Raw genomic sequence first — 22,459 nt, forward strand, 5'->3', positions numbered from 1 at the left:
GCCGCCGCCCTGCGCCCCGGCGGTCTTCGCGCGCCGGGAGCGCCGCGGTCCCTCGGGGCCGCCCGGTCCACCGGGTCCCCCAGGCCCGCCGGGGCCGCCCGGCCCGCCGGGGCCGCCCGGCCCGCCGGGGATGTTCGGGCCGCCGCCGAAGACCGCGGTGGCGCTCGGGCCGGAGCCGTTCTGCGGCATGGGTCCCCCCGGCACGCCGAAGCCGCCCGGCGGCGCGCCCGGGCGACCTGGCTGTGGTGTCCCGGCGGGCATGCCGGGAGAGCCGGGGCCGTCGAACGGACCGGGACGGGGGTGGTTCTGCCCGCCCGGCCCAGGCGACCCGGGTTCCGGTCGGGGCTGGCTTGGATTACTCACGCGACCTCGATCAACAGGGGGACTGGTGTCCGAAGATTACTGCGCGGGCAGGTGAGGGGGGAGGAACCGGCGGTACGGGCCGCCCTGCGCAGTGTGACATGACGGTGCGCACCCGGTGCGGACCGGACGATGTCCTTACTGGTCAGTGGCCTGGTCCTGGTGTCCAAGGACGTACGACACGGTCAGGTGGTTCCAGGCGCAACCTTGGCACACTTCGACCACGTAAACCCGGAATTCTCCGTATTCTTTCGCCATCTCCGCGAGCTCGGCGGCGCCCTTCGCCTGCCCGGCGGCGTGTCCCAGTTCGTCCCCGTACACGTAGGTGACGTGGACGAGCCGCACCTGTTGGCAGACGGGGCAGGGCCGGTCGGTGGGCTCGCCGTGGTGACGGGCGGCGCGCAGCAGGTACGGGTGGGCGTCGCAGGCCTCGTCGCGGGCGAGGCGTCCGGCCCTCAGTTCGGCCAGGACGGCCCGCCGCGCCAGCCCATAGTCCACGACCAGTCGCGGTCTCATGACCGGAATCCCGCGTTCCGCGAGGCGTTCCCCCGCATGTCAGCAGGGTAGGCCGCGGCCCCCGCCCAGGGAAGATCGGGTTTTTCGCCGCGGGACGGGCGGCCGGCGGCCCGGGACGCCCGGTTCGGAGGGACTGATCACACTCCGGTGACTTGCCAGGCCGCGAGGGTGAACGTATCTTTGCGATGTATCGAGCCGATACATTCGCTCGATACATCAGGTCGAGATACCGGCTCTGCGGAAGTGGGACGCGACATGGCGGGCAAGAAGGGCGCGGGAGTGCTCGAACTCGCCGTGCTCGGACTGCTCCACGAGTCCCCGATGCACGGGTACGAGCTGCGCAAACGGCTCAACGCCCTGCTGGGGATGTTCCGCGCCTTCTCGTACGGCTCGCTGTACCCGTGCCTCAAGCAGCTCCTCGCCAAGGGGCTGATCGTCGAGGACCGGCCGGAGGAGCCGAACGTCCCGCTGGCGCTGCAGAGCCGCCGCTCGAAGATCGTCTACAAGCTCACGGCCGAGGGCAAGGAGCGGCTCCAGCAGCTCCTGACCGAGGCCGGCCCGGCGGCGTGGGAGGACGAGGGGTTCGGCGTGCACTTCGCCTTCTTCTCGCACACCCGCGCCGACGTGCGGCTGCGCATCCTGGAGGGTCGCCGCAGCCGGCTGGAGGAACGGTTGGAACGGCTCCGCGCCGCGCTGGCGCGGACCCGCGAGCGGGTCGACACCTACACGCTTGAGCTCCAGAACCATGGGCTCGAATCCGTCGAACGCGAGGTCCGCTGGCTCAACGAGCTGATCGGGCGCGAGCGGGCGGAGCAAGAACAGCAAACGAAGAATTCTTCGAAGACGACTCCGGACATGCCTCGGGAGACGGGCCGCTGATCCTGCCGGAAGCAGGACGGCCCACCCCCCTCGGGGATCGGGTGAAGCAACACCACATGTTCCGCAAGAGAGTAAGGAGCAACCGGATGGGTTCGGTGCGCGTAGCCATCGTGGGTGTGGGCAACTGCGCCTCTTCACTCGTCCAGGGCGTGGAGTTCTACAAGAACGCCTCCCCGGAGACGCGGGTCCCCGGCCTGATGCACGTGCAGTTCGGTGACTACCACGTCGGCGACGTGGAGTTCGTCGCGGCGTTCGACGTGGACGCCAAGAAGGTCGGCATGGACCTCTCCGAGGCGATCTTCGCCAGCGAGAACAACACCATCAAGTTCGCCGACGTGCCCCCCTCCGGTGTCACCGTGCAGCGCGGCCCCACGTTCGACGGCCTCGGCCAGTACTACCGCGACATCGTCGAGGAGTCCGACGCCGAGCCGGTCGACGTCGCCCAGGCCCTGCGGGACGCCGAGGTCGACGTCCTGGTGTCCTACCTGCCGGTGGGCTCCGAGGAGGCCGACCGCTACTACGCCCAGTGCGCCATCGACGCGGGCGTCGCGTTCGTGAACGCCCTGCCGGTGTTCATCGCCTCCGACCCCGAGTGGGCGCAGAAGTTCACCGACGCCGGTGTCCCGATCGTCGGTGACGACATCAAGTCCCAGGTCGGCGCGACCATCACCCACCGCGTGATGGCCAAGCTGTTCGAGGACCGCGGCGTTGAGCTGCTGCGCACCTACCAGCTCAACTTCGGCGGCAACATGGACTTCATGAACATGCTGGAGCGCAACCGCCTCCAGTCCAAGAAGATCTCCAAGACCCAGTCGGTCACCTCGCAGATCCCGCACGAGATGGCCAAGGCCGACGTGCACATCGGCCCGTCCGACCACGTGCCGTGGCTCGACGACCGCAAGTGGGCCTACGTCCGCCTGGAGGGCAAGTCCTTCGGCGACACCCCGCTGAACCTGGAGTACAAGCTGGAGGTCTGGGACTCCCCGAACTCCGCCGGCGTCATCATCGACGCGGTGCGCGCCGCCAAGATCGCCAAGGACCGCGGCGTCGGCGGCCCGATCCTGTCGGCCAGCTCCTACTTCATGAAGTCCCCGCCGGTGCAGTACACCGACGACGAGGCCCGCGAGGCCGTGGAGGACTTCATCGCCGGCAAGGTCGAGCGCTGAGGCTGAGCCGTTCCGGCTGAGAGCCTCGTCACAGAGCTCTCCGAGTGAGCCCTGACAGTGGACACCACTGTCAGGGCTCACTTATTTCTCAATGGAAAATGGTGATGTAGCGGCCGTTGTCACGCTCTGGCCCTACTGTTGCACCGTCGGTGATATGTGCGTACCGCTGTGGAGGCAGGGATGGCACGCGTGGCGCGGAAGGCGGCGGCGGGGCTGACGGGCCTGACGGTGCTGGCGGGGATGCTGTCGGCCTGCGGCGGCGGCGACCGTCCCGCCGGGGCCGTGGCGGGGCCGCCGCGCAAGGGCGGGACGCTGCGGATCGTCGGCTCCTCCGACGTGGAGCACCTGGACACCGCCTCGGCCAACAGCGCCGGCTCCTACGGGCTGACCCGGACGTTCGCGCGGACCCTGTTCGGGACGCGGGCGTCCAACGTCTTCGCCGAGACCGTCGCCGTGCAGGCCGACGTCGCCGCGCGGATCCCCACCCGCGAGAACGGCGGGATCAGCGCCGACCGCCGCGTCTACACCGTCCACCTGCGGCCCGGCGTCCGGTGGAACACCGAGCCGCCGCGCCCGGTCACCGCCGCCGACTTCGTGCGGGGCTTCAAGCGGCTGTGCAACCCGGCCTCCCCGTCGTCCGGCAAGGGCTACTACATCGACACGATCCAGGGGATGGACACGTTCTGCCGGGGGTTCGCCCGGGTGGACGCCAAGGACGCCGCCGCCATCGCCGCCTACCAGAACGAGCACGACGTCCCCGGCCTGCGCGCCGCCGACGACGACACGCTCGTCTTCCGGCTGCGCAGGCCCGCCGGCGACTTCCTGAACCTGCTGACCCTCCAGTACACCGCCGCCGCGCCGCGCGAGTACGACCGTCACCTGCCGGACGGCCCCGAGTTCCGGCAGCACACGCTCTCCAACGGCCCCTACCGGATCGCCGAGTACCGGCCCGGCCGCTCCTACCTGCTGACCCACAACCCGGTGTGGCGGCCCGAGACCGACCCGCTGCGGTCCCGGCACGCGGCCCGCATCCAGATCACCCTGGGCCAGGACTCGCCGGAGGCCGTCCAGCAGCAGATCGAACGCGGCGACGCCGACCTGTCCTGGGACCAGCCGGTGCCGACCGCCGCGCTGCCCCGGGTGCGCCGCGACCGCCGGTTCGCGATCCGCGAGCTGCCCAGCAACAACCCCTACCTGGTGTTCAACACCCGCAGCCCCAACAACGGCGGCGCGCTCGCCAAGCCCGAGGTGCGGCGGGCGCTGGCGCACGCGGTGGACCGCTCCGCCCTCGTGAAGATCGTCGGCGGGCCGGACGTGGCGCAGCCGCTGCACACCGTGATCCCGCCCGGCACCACCGGGTACGCGCCGTCGGACCGGTACGCCACGCCCGGCGCGGTCGGGGACCCCGGAAAGTGTCGCGAACTGCTCGGCCGGACGGGGCACCGGGACCTGACGCTGCGGTTCCCCTACCGCACCAACAGCGTCCACCGCCTCATCGCCCAGTCCATCGCGGCGAACCTGGAGGCGTGCGGTGTGAGGACGAGGCTGACGGCCGACTCCGGGGGCAACTTCCACGCCCGCACGATCTCCACCCCGGAGCAGGCCCGCGCGGGCGCGTGGGACATCGCCGCGCCCGGATGGATCCCCGACTGGTACGGCAACAACGGCCGCACGCTGATCGCGCCGCTGTTCGACGGCCGCGACTGGGAGACCGGCTCCACCAACTACGGCGGCTACGACGACTTCGTGGTCAACGGCCTGATCGACGCCGCCCTCACCGCCCCCGACGAGCGGCACGCGGCGGGCCTGTGGCAGCAGGCCGACCAGAAGGTCACGCAGGACGCGGCGATCGTGCCGCTGCTCAACCGTTCGGCCACGCTGTTCACCTCCGAGCGCGTCCGCAACGCCCGGTTCCTGCCGACCGCGGCGGGCTATGACTACACCCACATCTGGTTGTCGTCCTGACGGCCGAACCGTCCGGCGGCCCCCGCCCGTACTCCGCGTAGGGTGATCGGGTGAGGGCGAGCGAACTGCGGGTGATCGTGCGCGGCCGGGACTTCCGGCGGCTGTACGCGACCCGGCTGACCTCGCAGCTCACCGACGGCGTGTTCCAGGCCGCGCTGGCCGGATACGTGTTCTTCTCCCCCGAGCGGCAGGAGTCGGCGGCCAAGGCCGCGGCGGCGTTCGCGGTCACGCTGCTGCCGTACTCGGCGCTGGGGCCGTTCGCCGGGGTGTTCATCGACCGGTGGTCGCGGCGGCGGATCCTGACGTGGGCCCCGGTCGTGCGGGCCGCGCTGGTGCTGGCGGTCGCGGCGACGGTCGTGGCCGGGTACGAGGGCGCCGGGTTCTACCTGGGCGTGCTGCTGGTGCTCGGGGTCAACCGGTTCTTCCTGGCGGCGCTGTCGGCGGCGCTGCCGCACGTGGTGCGGCGCGAGCACCTGGTGACGGCCAACGCGTTCGCGGTCACCTCCGGGACGATCATCTCGTTCGCCGGGGCGGGCGTGGGGTACGCGCTGCGGCTGGCGTTCGGGGCGGGGCGGTCCGGGACGGCGCTGATCCTGGTGTGCGCGGCGGCGCTGTTCCTGGCGGCCGCGGCGGTCGCCACGACGCTGCCGCGCGGCAGGCTCGGCCCGCACCTGGACGAGGCCGCCGAGCAGACCCGCCAGGCCCTCGGCAACGTGCTGCACGGCCTCGCGGACGGGGCCCGCCACATGGCGCGGCGGCCGCAGGGGGCGCTGGCGCTGGGCGCGATCTCGTTCCACCGCCTCCTGTACGGCGTCGTCCTGATCATGGCGTTGCTGCTGTCCCGCGAGCACTTCGCCGCCCGCGTCGAGGACGGGCTGTCGGTGTTCGCGATGCTGCTCGGGGTGTCCGGCGCGGGGTTCTTCGTCGCCGCGCTGGTCACGCCGCCGGTGGTGCACCGGATCTCCAAGCAGGCGTGGATCACGGCGCTGCTGGTGACCGGCGCGGCCTCGATGCTGCTGGGGCTGTCGTTCGACCGGCCGCCGTGGGCGCTGCTGATGTTCCTGCTGGGCGTGGTGTCCCAGGGCGTGAAGCTGTGCGCCGACACGCTCCTCCAGGAGACGGTCGACGACGCCTACCGCGGCCGGGTCTTCGCCGTGTACGACATGCTGTTCAACGCGCTGTTCGCGGCGGCCGTTGTGCTGGCGGCGGCCGTGCTGCCCGCCGACGGGACGTCCGTCGTCGCGCTGCTGGCCGTGGCCGCCGCCTACGCGGGGGGCGCGGTGGCCTACCGGACGGCCGCGGGCCGTTCCGGCAGGGTCGTCACCGCGGGCTAGAGGGACTCGGCGACGGCGTACATGGCGTCCGCGACGCGCCCCACCTCCTCCTCGGTGCAGACGTACGGCGGCATCGTGTAGACGAGGTTCCCGAAGGGCCGCAGCCACACCCCGTGCGACATGAGGATCCCCTGCACCTCGGCGATGTCCACCGGCTCGCGCGTCTCGATCACGCCGATCGCGCCCAGCACCCGCACGTCGGCGACGCCCGGCAGGTCCCGCGCGCCCTCCAGCCCGGCGGTCAGCACGGCCTCGATCGTGTCCACCTCGTCCCGCCAGTCGCGCGACAGCAGCAGGTCGATCGAGGCCGACGCGACGGCGGCGGCCAGCGGGTTGGCCATGTAGGTGGGGCCGTGCCGCAGCACGCGCGCTTCCCCCTCGGAGATCCCGCGCGCGACCTCGTCGGTGCACAGCGTCGCCGCCATCGACAGGTACCCGCCGGTCAGCGCCTTGCCGACGCACATGATGTCCGGCACGACCTCGGCGTGGTCGCAGGCCCACAGCTCGCCGGTCCGCCCGAACCCGGTGGCGATCTCGTCCAGGATCAGCAGCAGCCCGTGCTCGTCGGCGATCTCCCGCAGCGCCCGCAGGTACTCGGGCGCGTAGACGCGCATCCCGCCCGCGCCCTGCACGATCGGCTCGACCACGATCCCGGCCAGCTCACCGGCATGCTCGGCGGCGAGCGCGCGGAGCCCGGCCAGGTACGCCTCGTCGGGGTCGGCCAGGTAGCCCGGCGGCGGCTCCGGCGCGAACAGGTGCCGCGCCAGCACGTCCGAGAACAGGTGGTGCATCCCGTTCACCGGGTCGCACAGCGCCATGTCCCCGAACGTGTCGCCGTGATATCCGCCGCGCACGGTGAGCAGCCGATGGCGTTCGGGCCGCCCCTGCGACATCCAGTACTGCAACGCCATCTTGATCGCGACCTCGACGGCCACCGAGCCCGAGTCGGCGTAGAACACCTTGGTCAGCGGCTCGGGCGTGATCTCCACGAGCCGCTCGGCGAGGCGCACGGCCGGCGGGTGGGTGAGCCCGCCGAACATCACGTGTGCCATCTTCCCGAGCTGGCCGGTGACGGCGGCGTTCAGCGCGGGGTGGTTGTAGCCGTGGATCGCCGACCACCACGACGACATGCCGTCGATCAGCTCGGTCCCGTCGGCCAGCGTCAACCGCACCCCCGACGCCGACACCACCGGCCACAGCTCCTCGGTCGCGGGCATCGGCGCGTAGGGGTGCCAGACGTGCTCACGGTCGAACGCCACGATGCGCTCGGCTTCCTGCGGGCTCATCCGGCCCAGGCTCAACATGGTCACCCCACCAGGATGCCGCCTCGGCCCCACCGCCCGGGTCAGGGCTTCCGCAGGACCTCCACCAGCGCCGCGATGCTGTGGTCGCGGTGGCCCGCCGCGGCGGCCCGCTCCAGCAGGTCGTGCAGCGGCCTGTTCCAGGAGGTGTCGACGTTCGCCTCCCGGCCGAACTCCTCGTCGCCCCGCACCGCGTCGAGGAACAGGCCGACGGTGGAGCGGGGCCGGGTGTAGTCGCCGCGGTCGATCTCGTCGGCCAGCGCGGGCAGCTCCGAGGCGATCATCTCCAGCCACTTGGCCTCGAACCGCACCATGCTCGACACGGGCAGGCCGCGCGCCTGGACGGCGGCGGCCCCCTGGAAGAACCCGACCAGCGCGGGCAGCAGGGTGGCGCCCACCGCCAGCTCGTACAGGGCCGCGAGGTCCGGCTGGTCGCCGAGGTACACGGTGTCGCCGCCCAGCACCCGCAGCGCTGCCAGGTGCTCGTCGAAGACGGTCCGGTCGCCGCCGTAGTACAGCAGGGTGTCCGGCGCGCCGACGGCCGGGGGAACGTTCTTGACCGCCCCCGCCAGAAAGCGGGCCCCGTGGTCGCGGGCCCAGTCGGCCGTCCGCCGCGCCCCGGCCGGGGTCCCGGTGTTCAGCGTGACCAGCGCGCGCCCCGCCACGGCCGCCGCGGCCGGCTCCAGCGCCTGGAGGGTGTCGTCGAAGTTCGTCAGGCAGGTCACGACCAGCGGGCTCGCGGCCACCGCCTCCTCGACCGTCGCCGCCTGCCGGGCCCCGGCCTCGACCAGGGGCGCGGCCTTGGCGGCGGTGCGGTTCCACACGGTGGTCGGATGTCCGGCGTCGAGGAACGCCCTGGCGAGCGCGCTGCCCATCAGCCCCAGGCCGAGAACGGTGACCGGCACGGCGTTGGTGTTCGTCATCAGGATCTTCTCCCGTCATCGGTGTCGGGACCGATCCTGTCCGGCGGGGATTGTGGTCCGGTTGCGCTCCGGTTGTGTCCCCTTCCGGACGGCCCCGCTCCCGGATTCGGATGCGCGGGGCCGCCGTTCTCTGATTTGATCTTCCCCGGTCGCCTCGCCCCCCGCCGCTTCCCACCCCTCTCCCCGGGAGCTCATACGTGAGGCACACCCTTCCCGCCCTGACCCTGGCCGCCGTCGCGCTGACGTCCGCCGTCGCCGCCCCCGCCGAGGCCGCCGCCCGCCGCGCCCCCGGCGTGAAGATCGCCCCGGGCACCGTGGTGCTCCAGGCCAAGAGCTCCACCTGGGTCACGGTGACCGTGACCGCCCCCGGCATGGGCCCGGGGTCGTGGATCGACTTCGACCTGCGCGGCCCCAAGGGCGACTGGGTCGGCGACGCGGTGATCGAGGACCCCGACGGCGACGGCGTGTTCGTCGGACGCGGCAAGTTCGACCGTTCCTCCGAGCCCGGGAGCTGGCGCGCCGAGACCAGCGTCTACGACACCAACGAGGGATCGACGAAGCCCGGCCCGTCCACGACGTTCTCCGTCAAGCGCAGCACCCGCCTGTCGGCCAACGCCGGTCCCGAGCCGGTCCGCAAGGGCCGCACCCTCACCGTCGCCGGGCGCCTCACCCGTCTGGACCCCTACGGCTGGAACGGCGACTACGTCGGATACGGCAAGCAGCGCGTGAGCGTCTACTTCCGCAAGCGCGGCACCGGCAAGTGGGTGTACGCCGGGGCCGCCACGACCGCGTCCAACGGTTCCTACAAGCGCACCTTCAAGGCGAAGTACGACGGGACCTGGCGGGCGGGCTACTGGGGTTCGTCGCTGTTCTTCAAGTCGGTCAGCGGCGACGACTACATCGACGTCCGCTGACCGGCGCGGGGCGTCCGGTGGCCCCGGACGCCCCGCCCCTCCGCGTTCTCACTCGCCGGTGACGCCCTGCTCGGCGGCCCAGCGGCGCAGCTCCGCCGCGGCGGCCTCCTTGCCGATCGGGCCCCGGTCCAGCCGCAGCTCCAGCAGGAACCGGTACGCCTTCCCCACCAGCGGGCCCGGCCGGATGCCGAGGATCTCCTGGATCTCGTTGCCGTCGATCTCCGGGCGGATCGCCGCGAGCTCCTCCTCCTCGGCGAGCCGCGCGATCCGCGCCTCCAGCTCGTCGTAGGTGCGGCGCAGCCGGTCGGCCTTGCGCTTGTTGCGGGTGGTGCAGTCGGCGCGGGTCAGCTTGTGCAGCCGCGACAGCAGCGGACCGGCGTCGCGCACGTAGCGGCGCACCGCCGAGTCGGTCCACTCCCCGGTCCCGTAACCGTGGAACCGCAGGTGCAGCTCCACCAGCCGGGACACGTCGTTGGTCACGTCCTTCGGGTAGCGCAGCGCGGTCAGCCGCTTGCGGGTCATCTTCGCGCCGACGACCTCGTGGTGGTGGAACGACACCCGGCCGCCCGCCTCGAACCGCCGGGTCCGGGGCTTGCCGATGTCGTGCAGCAGCGCCGCCAGCCGCAGCACCAGGTCGGGGCCGTCCTCCTCCTGCGCGATCGCCTGCTCCAGCACGATCAGCGAGTGCTCGTAGACGTCCTTGTGCCGGTGGTGCTCGTCGATCTCCAGCCGCAGCTTGGGCAGCTCGGGCAGCACCTGTCCGGCCAGGCCGGTGTCGACCAGCAGCGCCAGGCCCTCGCGCGGATGCGTGCCGCACACCAGCTTGGACAGCTCGTCGCGGATCCGCTCGGCCGAGACGATCTCGATGCGGTCGGCCATCGCGGTCATCGCCTCGACCACGTCCGGCGCGACGGCGAAACCGAGCTGGGAGGCGAACCGGGCGGCCCGCAGCATCCGCAGCGGGTCGTCGCCGAACGAGTCCTCCGGCCGTCCCGGCGTCCGGATCACCCGGTCGCGCAGGTCGGTCAGCCCACCGAACGGGTCCACCAGCTCGTAGCCGGGCAGCCGCGCCGCCATCGCGTTCACCGCGAAGTCACGCCGCCGCAGGTCCTCCACCAGCGAGGTCCCGTAGGACACCTCGGGCTTGCGGGACTTCGGGTCGTAGGACTCGCTGCGGTAGGTGGTGATCTCCAGCTGGTGGTCGCCCTTGCGCAGCCCGACCGTGCCGAACTCGATGCCGATCGTCCACACCGCGTCCGCCCAGCCGTCGATGATCTCCAGGATCCGGTCCGGGGGCGCGTCGGTGGTCAGGTCCACGTCCTTGGTGGGACGGCGCAGCAGCGCGTCGCGGACCGGGCCGCCGACCAGCGCCAGCTCGTGCCCCGCGGCCGCGAAACGGGCGCCGAGCTCGTCGGCGACGGGCGCGACGCGGCTCAGCAGCTCGGCGACGGCGGTGCGCCGCGCAGTGCTCTGCGGGGCGTCGGACGCCTGCTGCTCTGGGGTCACGTTCTGGTTGGGCACGGGCATCGAGCGTATTTCCTCAGGGAGTGTGTGACAAAAGACTTTGCCGGTCACCGGCTCACGGAGGGCCTTCACTTCCCGCGATCCCCGGGTTACGTTCTGGACACGTCCGTCTCCGGAGACAGGGTGAACACCCCACGAATACCCGGCCGAACCTTCCGGCCCCTCAACGGTAGCGGGGAACGCCGCGCGCGGGACCATCGCGGGTCGGATCACAAAGCGGCGGGTGTACCAGGGATGAAGTCCGTCACCACGGGTATGTGGGGAGATCCCCGCCCGGAGACCATCGGGGGTCACGGAGTCGGTAGCCGGGGGGATGTGAGCGGGGCGGTGCCCCCCGCGGAACGGAGCCGGAGATGAAGAACGCTCTCACCGTCCACCGAGCGCTGCTGGAGCGGGAGACGCTGCACGAGATCGTGCGGCTGCCGATCTCCATCGCGCACGCCGACGAGCTGCCCAGGGCGCTGGGGCTCCCGGCGGAACGGTGCCTGGTGACGAGCGTCTTCTCCGGCGACGACCCCCATCTGGGCCGGCGCTTCCTGGCCGGGGCGGTGGTCACCGCCGGGGCCCGCCCACAGCCCGAGGCGGTCCGGCAGGCCGTCGGGGCCCGCCAGATCCGCCCGGCCCGCGCGGCCGAGGTGAACCGGGTGACCGAATACGCCGCGGGACTGGTGTGCCCGCTGCTGCTCCCGCACTCGATGCCGTTGCTGGTGGACCGTCGCCTGCTGGACCGCCTGTCGCCCGACGAGGTCGTCTACACCGCGACGGGGGAGGCCTCGACGGCGCTCGGCATCCGCGTGTCGGACCTGTTCGCGTTGTGCGGCGCGAAGCCGGTGCCCCTGCTCGGCGGGGACGTCGTCCGGCTCGACGCGGCGACCACCTGACCCGGGAACGACGACGGAAGCGCCGGGAAGGTCCGATGGCGGTTGCGTCGCGGCTACCATCGAGCCCGTGGTGCGGGAACACGACGCCCGCCGTCCCCACGCGGTCCCCACTGCGGGTCGCCGTCGGGCGGACATGGCGTGAGACGGGTCGAACGCGCGGCCGCGCTGGCCGCACTCCTGCCCTGCCTCCTGGCCGGCCTGACGCCCCGGACGGCGTCGGCCGCCCCGGTCGCCGCGCCCGCCTCCCCCGGGGCGGTGCCCGAAGCCGCACCCGAGGCGGTCCCCGGGACCGCCCCCCAGCGGGGGCGCCAACAGGTCGGCCTGGTCCTGACCGACGTCACCCCCCTCGTCAAACCCAACTCCAGGATCACGGTCAAGGGGTCGGTGACGAACCACTCCGGCCAGCCCATGCCCGGCCTGACGGTGCGGCTGAGATACGTGGCCGACGCGGTCGGCAGCCGCAGCCAGCTCGACCAGTACGCCGCCGCGCCGCCCGCCAACCTGGCGGGCGTGGCGGAGAAGTCGGTCCGGAGACTGCCGCAGGCCGAGGCCCCCGACGGCACCCAGAACTGGCAGTCCTCCCTGGACCCGAAGGTGATGGGCCTGCGCAAGTTCGGCGTCTACCCGATCGGCGTGGAGGTGGTGAACGCCGCCCAGCAGGTCGTCGCGGGCATCACCACGTTCATCACCTACGACCCGCCCGGGCAGGAGACCCAGCGGGTGAGGATCGGCTGGGTGTGGCCGCTGGCGGGACGGATGCACCGCGCCAACGACCAGACGTTCGTCAGCGAGCAGCTGAACCGCGACCTGGCCGTCGACGGGCGGCTGCCCGCCCTCGTCAACGCGCCCGCCAAGAACACCAAGGTGCCCGTCACCTGGGCCGTCGACCCGGCGCTGCTGGACGACCTGGAGACGGTCGGCACCTCCGACTACCGGGTGAAGGCGCCGCTGGCCGACGAGAGGACCGCCGCCCGGAAACCGAAGAACCCCGCCGCCCTGACCTGGCTGAACTCGCTGAAGGACGGGGTGCGGAGAAACCCGTACTTCACGCTGCCCTACGCCGACCCCGACGTGGTGGCGCTGACCCGGCACCTCCTGACCGACCAGCTCGAACCCGCCTACCGCAACACCGACATCGCGGCCCGCATCCTGGGCAAGCAGCCCGACGCCCAGTACGCCTGGCCCGCCGCGGGCGTCGCCGGTCCGGGCAGCCTCAACGTGATGGCCCAGTACGGCCTGAAGAACCCGAACGGCGCGTTCGTGCTCAGCGAGCGGATGTTCGCCCCGCAGAACATCACCACCAACGCGCTGACCACCGTCCGGACCAAGCAGGGCAACAAGCCCGTGCTGACCTACGACGAGAAGCTCAACGACATCGTCAGCGCGAACGTGCGCGCCCCCGGCGCGGCGGTGCTGGCCCAGCAGCGCTTCATCGCGGAGACCGCGATGATCGCCCTGGAGGCCCCGAGCACCCCCAACCGCTCCCTGGTCGTCGCGCCGAACCGCGTCTGGAACCCGACCCCGGAGTTCGCCCGGAAGCTGCTGGAGTACTCCGGCAACGCCCCCTGGCTCAAACCGGCGTCGCTGGCCGACCTCCGCAAGACCAGGCCGCAGCCGCGCGCCTACCAGAACTACCCCGACGAGTTCGAGCGCTACGAGCTCGGCGACACCTACCTCGGCGAGGTCCGCGCCATCGGCCGCCGCGCCCGCGGCCTCCACGCGATCATGAAGTCGAAGACGCCGGTCAGCTACGAGCGGGCGCTGCTGCGCATGCAGTCGGCGTCCTGGCGCGGCCACTCGACCCAGGCGCGCAAGACCCGCGAGGAGCTGGCCGACGAGCTGGCCCGGGACATGGACAAGGTCCGGGTGATCACCTCGGGGGCGGCGATGGGCGGCCGCGAGGGCCGGATCCCGATCACCATCGTCAACGACTTCGCCAAGGACCAGAAGGTCGAGTTCCTGCTCTCGGTGACCTCCGAGAACACCTTCAAGTTCAAGGTCGGCGAGCCGGAGGGGGGCTGGCGCTCGCGGGACCTGGACGGCGGCGAGAAGGAGACCGTCTGGGTCCCCGTCCAGGCGCTCGGCAACGGCACCCACAAGCTGCGGATCACCCTGCTGTCGGCCGACGGCAAGCGCCGGTTCGGCGACCCGGTGACCGTCGCGATCCGCACCACCGGGTACGCGCGCACCGCGCTGCTCATCACCGGCGGCGGACTTGCCGTACTCTTCGTGGGCGTCGGAGTGCGGGCCATCAGAGCAAGGCGCCGCCGGAAAGCGGAGGCAGCCGGTGACGGGTCGACCGGAATGGGACCAACAGCGACCGGACCACTGGAACCCGGGACCCCGGGCGCCGGGTCCGCAGGGTTCTGGCCGTCCGAACCCGCCGGGATCCCAGGGACCTCCGGGAACGGGTCGTCCGGGCCCGCCGCCGAACCAGACGCCGCGGCCCCCGTACCAGGCTCCCCCAACGGCGACTCCGCCACCGGGCCACCGGGCCCCCGGGGCGGGCGGCACCGCGGCGGAGACGGCGGTTGACCTGCCGGTGGTCCCCCCGTCCGGCGGCGACGGCGGCGGCAAGGGCGGCGCGTCGTCGATCCTGAAGTCCGGCGCCGTCATGGCGCTGGGCACGCTGGCGTCCCGCATCACCGGGTTCCTGCGCACCGCGATGCTGGTCGCGGCGCTGGGCGTGGGCGCGCTCGCCGACGCCTACAACACCGCCAACACCGTCCCGTTCATCGTCTACGACCTGCTGCTGGGCGGCATCCTCACCGCCGTCGTCGTCCCGTTGATCGTCCGGGCGAAGGAGCGCGACACCGCCTACGGCGAACGCTACGAGCAGCGGCTGTTCACCCTCGCCGTGCTGGCGCTGGCCGCGATGACGGCGGTGGCGGTGCTGCTCGGCCCGGTGTTCATCGGCATCTACGGCGGGTCGATGCACGGCTCGCAGCGCGAGCTGGCGGTGCTGTTCGCCCGGCTGTTCGCGGTGCAGATCTTCTTCCTGGGCGTCAGCGCGTTCGCCGGGGCGATCCTCAACACCCGCAAGCGTTTCGGCGCGCCGATGTGGACGCCGGTGCTGAACAACCTCGTCATCATCGGCACCGCCGCGGCGTTCCTGCTGGTCAGCACCGGCAAGGTCAACCCCGACACGATCGCGGACTGGCAGATCGCGCTGCTGGCGGGCGGCACGATCGGCGGCATGGCGCTCCAGACGGTCGCGCTGTGGCCGTCGCTGCGCGGCTCGGGCTTCCGCTGGCGGCCCCGGCTGGACTTCCAGAAGGGCGAGATCGGCCAGATCGGGAAGATGGCCGTCTGGACGCTCGCCTACGTGCTGATCACCCAGATCGGGTTCGCGATCACCACCCGGCTGGCCAACTCCGCCGGAGTCAAGGGACGCCTGGAACACCTCGGCGACGTCGGCTACACGCCCTACTTCAACGCCTACCAGCTGTTCCAGCTCCCCTACGCGATCATCGGCGTCTCGTTGATCACGGCGCTGCTGCCCCGGATGAGCGAGCACGCCGCCGGGGGCCGGATGCGCGAGGTCGCCGACGACTTCTCCAACGGGCTGCGACTGTGCTCGGTGGTGATCCTGCCCGCCGCCGGGCTGATGGCCGTGCTCGCGCCCGAGATCACCACGGTGCTGTTCGCGCACGGTGCCACCAGCGTCGCCGACGCGCACGTCATCGCCGAGGTGCTGCGGATGTTCGCGATCGCGCTGGTGCCGTTCGCCGCCTACCAGCTGATGCTGCGGGTGTTCTACGCGATGCAGGACACGCGCACGCCGACGTTCGTCAGCGTCGCGGTCGTCGCGACCAACATCGCGTGCGCGCTCACCGCCTACGCGGTGCTGCCCACCAACAAGATCATCGTGGGGATCGCGGGCGGGTTCGCGCTCGCCCAGACGATGGGCGCGTTCGTCGGCTGGCTGATCCTGCGCCGCCGCCTCGGCGGCATGGACGGCCGCCGGGTCTTCGTGTCGTACGTCAAGCTCGTCATCGCGCTGTGGCCGCTCGTGGGCTTCGGCTACGCGGTCCACGCGATCACCGAGGCGGTCCTCGGCACCGGCCTGCTGCCCGGTCTGGTCGCGCTGGTCGTCGGCGGCGCCGGCGGCGGGGCCCTGTACCTGCTTTTCGCGAAACTGCTGCGCGTCGGCGAGGTCCAAACGATGATCTCTACCATCACCCGCCGTCTCCCGGGCCGGGGGTGAGTCACCTCGCGGGGAGTAAAGCGTGGCAAAGTACACAGGACGCGCGTCGATAAGGCAGCCACTCGAGTGGCTAACCACTACCATGTGGGGGACTACGGCTTGCGGGGCGACACCCTGGGGAACGCAAAGAGGAGGGTCGGAGGCGTAAGCTGCCACGCCACGAACATGGGATCTGACCACCTGTGCAGGACGTTGCCGTGAGCACGTCAGTCATCGAGCCCGGCACCCGCCTGGCCGACCGTTACCGCCTCGAAGAGCGCATCCACGACGCCGGCGGCTCGACGCTGTGGAAGGCCGTGGACGAGATCCTGGCCCGCGCCGTCGCCGTCCGGACGTTCGACCCCGAGTTCCCGCGCATCGCCGACGTCATCACGGCGGCGCGCACCGCCAGCCGCCTCACCGACCCGCGTCTGACCCAGGTCTTCGACGCCGACGACAGCGGCGAGAACGCCTACGTCGTCAGCGAGTGGGTGTCCGGCGAGACGCTGGAGCACATGCTGACCAAGGCCCCGCTGGAGCCGGGCCGCGCCGCCACCCTGCTGTACGAGGCCGCCGAGGCGATCGCCGCCGCCCACGGCGCGGGCCTGACCCACCTGTGCATGTCACCCCGCGACCTGGTGTGGACGACCGGCGGCACCGTCAAGCTCCTCGGCGTCGCCACCGACGCCGCCCTCCGCGACTGCGCCTCCGACGACCCCGCCGCCGACGACGCCCACGGCCTCGGCGCGATGCTCTACGCCGCGCTGACCGCGCACTGGCCGGGCGCCCCGGAACGCTCGTCCCTCCCCGCCGCCCCCCGGACCGACGGCGCGGTCCAGCCGCCCCGCATGGTCCAGGCGGGCATCGCCCACGGCATCAACGACATCGTGTGCCGCAGCCTGGGCCTGACCGACGACGACCCGATCACAACCCCGGCGGACCTGGCCGCGGCGCTGCGCGGCGTCCCGCGCACCCCGCTCCCGCTGTTCGCGGGCCTGGGCACGCCCCCGCCGCCGCGCCGCCCGGCGCCCCCGCGCCAGCAGGCCCCCACCCGGCCGACCCCGCAGCCCAGCCAGCAGACGACGCACCAGCACCACGTCCCGTCGCCCCCGCTGCCGCCCCAGCACGCCCCGGCCCGGCGCAAGAGCACGAGCAAGGCCCTGCTGGGCGCCGCCGCGGCGGCCCTGACAGTGATCGCGGGCCTGGGCGCCTGGGCCCTGACCGGCGACGACGGCAACACCCCACCCGTGAACAACAACAAGGCCGGCGTCACCGACCCCAAGAAGTCCGCCTCACCGCAGCCCGCCGTTCTCCTGCCCATCCAGAACGCGCGATCGGTCGACGAACTCTGGGTCGGCAAGGAACACGACGAGGCCATGAACAGGGTGTCCAACCCGATCAAGGACGGCAGGTACAAGGCCGACTGGCACACCCAGACCTACCGGGACGTCCGCTTCGGGAACCTGCTGAAGGGCGCCGGCGTGCTGCTGGACATGGGCCGCTCCGTCAAGATCGCCAACGTGAAGGTCACCACCCCCGAGTCGGGGGCCTCCCTCCAGCTCAAGGTCGGTGACAGCGACGCTCTCGGCTCGCTGCGCACCGTCGGCAAGGGCACCAGCTCGGCGGGGACCTTCACGCTGGAGGCGCGTGAACAGACACAGGGGCGATATGTCCTCGTGTGGTTCGCCGAGCTCCCGCCCAGCTGCAAGGCGAGGCTGAGCGAGATCACCGTCCACGGCCAAGCCCAGTAACCATGAACAGAGGAGTGCGGTGGCCTGAGGCCACCGCACTCCTCTGTTCATGTCGGCACTCGCTCACGGTCCCGCGCGCTGCCACTTGAGCCCGCTGCCCGGCAGGCTGTGAGCGCACGCCCTCATCCGGACATACCGCGTGGGCCGGTTGGAGCGTGGAGCTTGATGCCCGGTGCCCTTCGCCGGCATCACCTTCCGAGGGCGCCGCAGTTCATGGCAGCCCATACCTTGCGGCCCTTGTAGCTCAGGGGGACCCACTCGTTGGCCCTTTCCCCCTTGGCGTAGCACCGGTAGTAGGACTTGCGCTTGACGCCCTTGCAGACGTTGTACCAGCACGGGAGGCTCTTCCCCTTGCCCCGCACGGTGGCGACCACCCGGTACCCGGTTCCGGGGCCGGTGCGCACGTTGTACTTGTTCTCGTACTTGCCGCTCATCGTGTAGAGACGGCCGATCTTGGCTTTAGCGCTGACGCTCGTCTCAGCGGTCTGCGCGGTGGCGGGGACGGCGAGAAGACCGACGGCCGCAGCGGTGGCGGCACCGACCGACAGGATGTCCTTGAAACGCGGACGCACACGGCTCCCTTGTTCGGATTTGATGATCTTTGTACAGAATAGTCATCTTCCGTGTCTTGATCTATGGCTGCCGCGCGCCGAAATCTCTGTGCGCCTCGCGGCCTGGTGGAAGCCCGTGGAGCCGCTGTTCACCTGCTCGTGGTCGTGTGCGGGCAGCCGTCGTGCGCGTTCCGAGCGTGGCGCGCGTCCGACCTCGCACAGGTTTCCAGCGCCGCACAGGACAGTCATCGCCGGTTGGGGATTGAGGGTGTCACCGTCACGGTTCTGCCCGGGTTTCGGGTTGGGCGGGATCGGTTGAGGTTCTGTGGCTTTTTGCGTTGTGACGGGGGGTGGGGGCAGTCGGTATCGTTCCTGTCAGCAGAATGTCCCCTCTCCCCAGGAATCTGTGGTGTCTTCCCCAGCAGGTGCTTCCCGGCGAAGTCCGGGCCAGGCGGGTTCCGCCGTGGTGGAAAGTCCAGGCGTATGGCGTCGGTGAGCGTGCGGCGCGTTGACGAGGTTCCCGACAAGGAGTTGCTGGCGCGGCACGCGCAGGGCGACCCCCACGCCTTCTCCGAGCTGGTCAACCGGCATCGGGACCGGATGTGGGCTGTGGCGTTGCGCACGCTCGGAGACCCGGAGGAGGCCGCCGACGCGTTGCAGGACGCGTGCCTGTCGGCGTTCCGCGCGGCGGGCCGGTTCCGTGGGGACGCGGCCGTCACGACCTGGCTGCACCGGATCGTGGTGAACGCGTGCCTGGACCGCATCCGGCGCAAGTCGGTGCGGCCCGCCACCCCGATGGGCGACGACGCGACGTTCGACGCGGTCGCCCCGAAGATGCCCGACCCGACCGACGCGCACGGCGTCTCGCTGGACGTGCACGCGGCGCTGCTGGAGCTGCCGTTCGAGCAGCGGGCGGCGCTGGTCCTGGTGGACATGATGGGGTATTCCGTCGACGACGCGGCGCAGGTCCTGGAGGTGCCGCCGGGAACGATCAAGAGTCGCTGCGCGCGGGGCAGGGCTCGGCTGGCGCCGCTTCTGGTCCACCATCGGAACCGTCGGGACCGCCGGAACGTCGGAGGTGTGGAAGGAGGTGGCATGCCTAAATGAACCCCGCGCATATTGACTACGACACCCTCGCCGATCTGGCCGAGGGTCTGCTCGAAGACGACCAGGCCGCCTCCGTCAACGCCCACCTCGACACCTGCGCCGAGTGCCGGGAACGCTCCGCCGACCTTGCGGACGTCTCCCGGATCCTGGCGGAGGCACCCGTCCCGTCCATGCCTGCCGACCTGGCGTCGCGCATCGACTCGGCCATCGCCGCCGAGTCGCTGAACAACGCCACCGTGGTGAGCCTGGAGCAGCGGCGCGGCAGGCGGCATTGGCGGATCCTGTCGGCGGCCGCGGCCACCGTGGTGGTGCTCGGCGGCGGAGCGGTCGTCGGCAAGGCGGCGCTGGACGACGCCCGGGACGAGGGCCAGGCCTCGGCCACGCGCACCACGCCCCTCTTGGACGGCGGCGACCAGCAGGCGTCCCAGAAGGGGACCGTCCCGTCGGCGCCGTCGGGCGGCCAGGCGGAGGACGGGAAGGCCACCCAGCGGACCTTCGCCGCGCACGCGCCGTCGTTCGGCGTCGCGCGGACCGGCACCGACTACCGGACGGCGACGCTCGGCTCCCAGGTGAACGATCTGCTCGGCAAGGGCAACGAGGCGCGCCTGGAACCGCGGAAGCCCGACGCGAAGCTGGCCGAGTGCGTCGCGTCGGTGACCGGGGGCAGGGCCCCGGTGCTGGTGGACTCCGCGAAGTTCGAGGGCTCCCCGGCCACGGTCGTCGTGCTGAACGGCGCCAAGCCCGGCCGGTGGGACATCTGGGTCGTCGGCCCGGACTGCTCCCCCCGGGACAAGAACGTCCTGACGCACGTCACCACCTGACGTCCGCCGGACACGACGAGGGGGCCGCGGAGAGATCCGCGGCCCCCTCGTTTCGTGGGTCAGGCGTCCAGCTCGGAGAGGAAGTCCAGGGCGATCGCCCAGGCGCGTTCGGCGGCCTCGGCGTCGTGGTCGGGCAGGTCCGGATCGGTGAACAGGTGCCCCACGCCCCGGTAGCGGAAGATCTCCACGTCCGCTCCGGCCCGCCGCATCAGCAGGTACCAGGCGTTCAGCCAGTCCACCGGCTCGGAGGTGTCGGGGTCGGCGACGTGCAGCTGGACGGGGATCTCGGTCGAGACGTCCTCGGACAGGTCGGACGTGCCGTGCATCAGCAGCAGCCCGCGCGCCTTCTCGTCGGCCAGCGCCAGGTTCTGCGCGATCGCGCCGCCCAGCGAGAACCCCGCGTACACCAGGCCGCCGTCGACGTGCGGGGCGGCGGCGGTGACGGCGCGCTTCAGCAGCTCGTCCCGGCCGATCTCCTCCTGGATCTTCCGGCCCTCCTCGGGGGTGTCGACGACACGTCCGTCGTACAGGTCGGGGGTGTGCACCTCGTGCCCCGCCGAACGCAGCCGTTCGGCGGCCTGGAGCACGGCGGGCCGCAGTCCGTGAACCGAGTGGAGGAGAAGAATCCGCGCCATGTGTGCAAGCTTATGACCAGCGGCGGATCGGTCCGGGAATCCCCGGGCCCTAGGATCGGTTGACGCCACTGGCAGGGCGGTCACCCTTGAGGAGAAGGATTCAACAGTGAGCGACGTCCGCAACGTCATCATCATCGGCTCGGGCCCCGCGGGGTACACGGCCGCGGTCTACGCCGCCCGGGGCGATCTGAAGCCGCTGGTCTTCGAGGGTTCGGTGACCGCCGGTGGCGCACTGATGAACACCACCGACGTGGAGAACTTCCCCGGGTTCCCCGACGGGATCATGGGTCCGGACCTGATGGACAGCATGCGCAAGCAGGCCGAGCGGTTCGGCGCCGAGCTGGTCACCGACGACGTCACCGAGGTGGACCTGACCGCCAGCCCCAAGATCGTCAAGGTGGGCGAGGACGTCTACCGGGCGCACGCGGTGATCGTCGCGACCGGTTCGCAGCACCGCAAGCTGGGCCTGCCCGACGAGGACCGGCTGTCGGGCCGCGGCGTGTCCTGGTGCGCCACCTGCGACGGGTTCTTCTTCCGTGACCAGGACATCGTCGTGGTCGGCGGCGGCGACACGGCCATGGAGGAGGCGATCTTCCTGACCAAGTTCGCCCGCTCGGTCACCGTGGTGCACCGCCGCGACCAGCTGCGCGCCAGCCAGATCATGCAGGAGCGCGCGTTCGCCAACGAGAAGATCAAGTTCGTCTGGGACAGCGAGGTCGTCGGCCTGACCGGTGAGGACCGGCTGCAGAGCGTGCGGATCCGCAACCGCAGGAGCGGTGAGGAGAGCACGCTGGAGGCGACCGGCCTGTTCATCGCGATCGGCCACGACCCGCGCAACGACCTGTTCCGGGACGTGCTCGACACCGACGAGGACGGCTACCTCGTCGTCCAGCACCCGACCACCGCCACCAAGATCCCGGGCGTGTTCGGCGCGGGCGACGTGGTGGACCACATCTACCGGCAGGCGATCACCGCCGCGGCCACCGGCTGCCAGGCGGCCATCGACGCCGAGCGCTGGCTGCAGGACCAGGACCTGGAGTCGCTGGTCCCGCACACCCCCGAGGAGCTGCGGGGCGAGGGCTGAGCCCCGTCCCGACCGGCCGGACGAAGCTGCGGCGGCGGGGACGGCCCCGCCGCCGGGGAACATCGAAGGAGACGCAATGCAGGCCGTGACCGACGCCGACTTCGAAGCCGAAGTCCTCAAGAGCGACAAGCCCGTTCTGGTCGACTTCTGGGCGGAGTGGTGCGGCCCCTGCCGGATGGTCGCTCCGATCCTGGAGGAGATCTCCAACGAGCACGGTGACAAGCTCAAGATCGTCAAGCTGAACACCGACGAGAACCCGCAGTCGACCGCCGCCGCCGGCGTCATCAGCATCCCGCTGCTGAACGTCTACCAGGGCGGCGAGGTCGTCAAGCAGATCGTCGGCGCCAAGCCGAAGGCCGCCCTGCTCCGCGAGCTGGCGGAGTTCATCGAGGTCAAGGGCTGACCGACCGGATTTCCCCGATCTTCGCCACCCGCGGCGAACGCGCGACGGCCCGCACCCCGTTCCGGGGTGCGGGCCGTGGTCGTCGCCGGGGCGCCGCGCGTCACGGGCAGCCCTGGGTCGAGGGGTTGTCGCGGCACCGGTCCCGGCGCGCGGTCAGT

The 22,459-nt window shown here is 71.7% G+C and carries 20 protein-coding genes; 13 read left to right on the forward strand and 7 right to left on the reverse strand.

Annotation, left to right across the window (positions count from 1 at the left end; all coding sequences use genetic code 11):
* Both AKI01S_RS54465 and AKI01S_RS41140 read right to left on the reverse strand, forming a co-directional pair.
* Positions 1-189 (reverse strand): hypothetical protein (locus AKI01S_RS54465; protein WP_281186199.1); only part of this gene is annotated, 189 nt, incomplete at its 3' end.
* Between the two features lie 309 nt (positions 190-498).
* Positions 499-876, reverse strand: coding sequence for a DUF5318 family protein (locus AKI01S_RS41140; protein ID WP_084000759.1), 378 nt, complete (start codon positions 874-876; stop codon positions 499-501).
* Between the two features lie 255 nt (positions 877-1,131).
* On the opposite strand from AKI01S_RS41140, the gene AKI01S_RS41145 reads away from it, so the two are divergent.
* The 4 genes from AKI01S_RS41145 (at position 1,132) to AKI01S_RS41160 (ending at position 6,220) form a co-directional block, all read left to right on the forward strand.
* Positions 1,132-1,755, forward strand: coding sequence for a PadR family transcriptional regulator (locus AKI01S_RS41145; protein ID WP_067831134.1), 624 nt, complete (start codon positions 1,132-1,134; stop codon positions 1,753-1,755).
* 86 nt (positions 1,756-1,841) lie between these two features.
* The gene (locus AKI01S_RS41150) at positions 1,842-2,921 is read left to right on the forward strand and encodes an inositol-3-phosphate synthase (protein WP_067831136.1); all 1,080 of its coding nucleotides are present in this window, start codon (positions 1,842-1,844) and stop codon (positions 2,919-2,921) included.
* Positions 2,922-3,101: 180 nt separating this feature from the next.
* Positions 3,102-4,886, forward strand: coding sequence for an ABC transporter substrate-binding protein (locus tag AKI01S_RS41155; protein ID WP_084000760.1), 1,785 nt, complete (start codon positions 3,102-3,104; stop codon positions 4,884-4,886).
* Positions 4,887-4,936: 50 nt separating this feature from the next.
* Positions 4,937-6,220, forward strand: coding sequence for an MFS transporter (locus AKI01S_RS41160; protein WP_067831138.1), 1,284 nt, complete (start codon positions 4,937-4,939; stop codon positions 6,218-6,220).
* Here the strand turns inward: AKI01S_RS41160 and AKI01S_RS41165 are convergent.
* Both AKI01S_RS41165 and AKI01S_RS41170 read right to left on the reverse strand, forming a co-directional pair.
* Positions 6,217-7,524: an adenosylmethionine--8-amino-7-oxononanoate transaminase gene (locus AKI01S_RS41165; protein WP_067831156.1), complete on the reverse strand. Its 1,308-nt coding sequence runs from the start codon at positions 7,522-7,524 to the stop codon at positions 6,217-6,219. The two genes, AKI01S_RS41160 and AKI01S_RS41165, sit on opposite strands and share 4 nt — an antisense overlap.
* Positions 7,525-7,565: 41 nt before the next feature.
* Positions 7,566-8,444, reverse strand: a complete 879-nt coding sequence (locus tag AKI01S_RS41170) for an NAD(P)-dependent oxidoreductase (RefSeq protein ID WP_067831140.1) — start codon at positions 8,442-8,444, stop codon at positions 7,566-7,568.
* A gap of 197 nt (positions 8,445-8,641) precedes the next feature.
* On the opposite strand from AKI01S_RS41170, the gene AKI01S_RS41175 reads away from it, so the two are divergent.
* Entirely contained in the window at positions 8,642-9,358 is a 717-nt protein-coding gene (locus AKI01S_RS41175; protein ID WP_067831141.1) for a hypothetical protein, read from the forward strand.
* A 48-nt stretch (positions 9,359-9,406) separates the two neighbouring features.
* Here the strand turns inward: AKI01S_RS41175 and AKI01S_RS41180 are convergent, their stop codons facing one another.
* Positions 9,407-10,885 (reverse strand): CCA tRNA nucleotidyltransferase, encoded by a 1,479-nt coding sequence (locus tag AKI01S_RS41180; RefSeq protein WP_067831143.1) that lies wholly within the window; start codon positions 10,883-10,885, stop codon positions 9,407-9,409.
* A gap of 350 nt (positions 10,886-11,235) precedes the next feature.
* Between AKI01S_RS41180 and AKI01S_RS41185 the strand changes: the two genes are divergently transcribed.
* From AKI01S_RS41185 to AKI01S_RS41200, 4 genes are all read left to right on the forward strand, one after another.
* On the forward strand, positions 11,236-11,763 hold the full coding sequence (locus AKI01S_RS41185) for an aminoacyl-tRNA deacylase (protein ID WP_067831144.1): 528 nt from the start codon (positions 11,236-11,238) through the stop codon (positions 11,761-11,763).
* Between the two features lie 138 nt (positions 11,764-11,901).
* A complete protein-coding gene (locus AKI01S_RS41190; protein WP_067831145.1) occupies positions 11,902-14,298 on the forward strand; it encodes a DUF6049 family protein in 2,397 nt (798 codons plus the stop codon).
* Between the two features lie 7 nt (positions 14,299-14,305).
* The gene (gene murJ, locus AKI01S_RS41195) at positions 14,306-15,970 is read left to right on the forward strand and encodes a murein biosynthesis integral membrane protein MurJ (RefSeq protein WP_245681998.1); all 1,665 of its coding nucleotides are present in this window, start codon (positions 14,306-14,308) and stop codon (positions 15,968-15,970) included.
* 197 nt (positions 15,971-16,167) lie between these two features.
* Positions 16,168-17,700 carry a protein kinase family protein gene (locus AKI01S_RS41200; RefSeq protein WP_067831147.1) on the forward strand — a complete coding sequence of 511 codons (1,533 nt, stop codon included), beginning with the start codon at positions 16,168-16,170 and terminating at the stop codon, positions 17,698-17,700.
* 188 nt (positions 17,701-17,888) lie between these two features.
* Here the strand turns inward: AKI01S_RS41200 and AKI01S_RS41205 are convergent, their stop codons facing one another.
* Positions 17,889-18,272 carry a hypothetical protein gene (locus AKI01S_RS41205; protein WP_067831148.1) on the reverse strand — a complete coding sequence of 128 codons (384 nt, stop codon included), beginning with the start codon at positions 18,270-18,272 and terminating at the stop codon, positions 17,889-17,891.
* 462 nt (positions 18,273-18,734) lie between these two features.
* Between AKI01S_RS41205 and sigM the strand changes: the two genes are divergently transcribed.
* Both sigM and AKI01S_RS41215 read left to right on the forward strand, forming a co-directional pair.
* Positions 18,735-19,358 carry an RNA polymerase sigma factor SigM gene (gene sigM, locus AKI01S_RS41210; protein ID WP_067831149.1) on the forward strand — a complete coding sequence of 208 codons (624 nt, stop codon included), beginning with the start codon at positions 18,735-18,737 and terminating at the stop codon, positions 19,356-19,358.
* Entirely contained in the window at positions 19,355-20,179 is an 825-nt protein-coding gene (locus AKI01S_RS41215; RefSeq protein WP_067831150.1) for an anti-sigma factor family protein, read from the forward strand. Before sigM ends, AKI01S_RS41215 begins: the two co-directional genes overlap by 4 nt.
* Before the next feature lie 59 nt (positions 20,180-20,238).
* Here the strand turns inward: AKI01S_RS41215 and AKI01S_RS41220 are convergent, their stop codons facing one another.
* Entirely contained in the window at positions 20,239-20,814 is a 576-nt protein-coding gene (locus AKI01S_RS41220) for a dienelactone hydrolase family protein (protein WP_067831152.1), read from the reverse strand.
* Positions 20,815-20,920: 106 nt separating this feature from the next.
* Between AKI01S_RS41220 and trxB the strand changes: the two genes are divergently transcribed.
* Together trxB and trxA are read left to right on the forward strand one after the other, a co-directional pair.
* Positions 20,921-21,898, forward strand: coding sequence for a thioredoxin-disulfide reductase (gene trxB, locus AKI01S_RS41225; RefSeq protein ID WP_067831153.1), 978 nt, complete (start codon positions 20,921-20,923; stop codon positions 21,896-21,898).
* A 76-nt stretch (positions 21,899-21,974) separates the two neighbouring features.
* Positions 21,975-22,301 (forward strand): thioredoxin, encoded by a 327-nt coding sequence (trxA, locus tag AKI01S_RS41230; RefSeq protein WP_174567467.1) that lies wholly within the window; start codon positions 21,975-21,977, stop codon positions 22,299-22,301.
* The last annotated feature ends 158 nt before the right edge of the window (positions 22,302-22,459 follow it).

Origin of the sequence: Actinomadura kijaniata NBRC 14229, from assembly GCF_001552175.1 — a bacterium.
GTDB lineage: Bacteria > Actinomycetota > Actinomycetes > Streptosporangiales > Streptosporangiaceae > Spirillospora > Spirillospora kijaniata.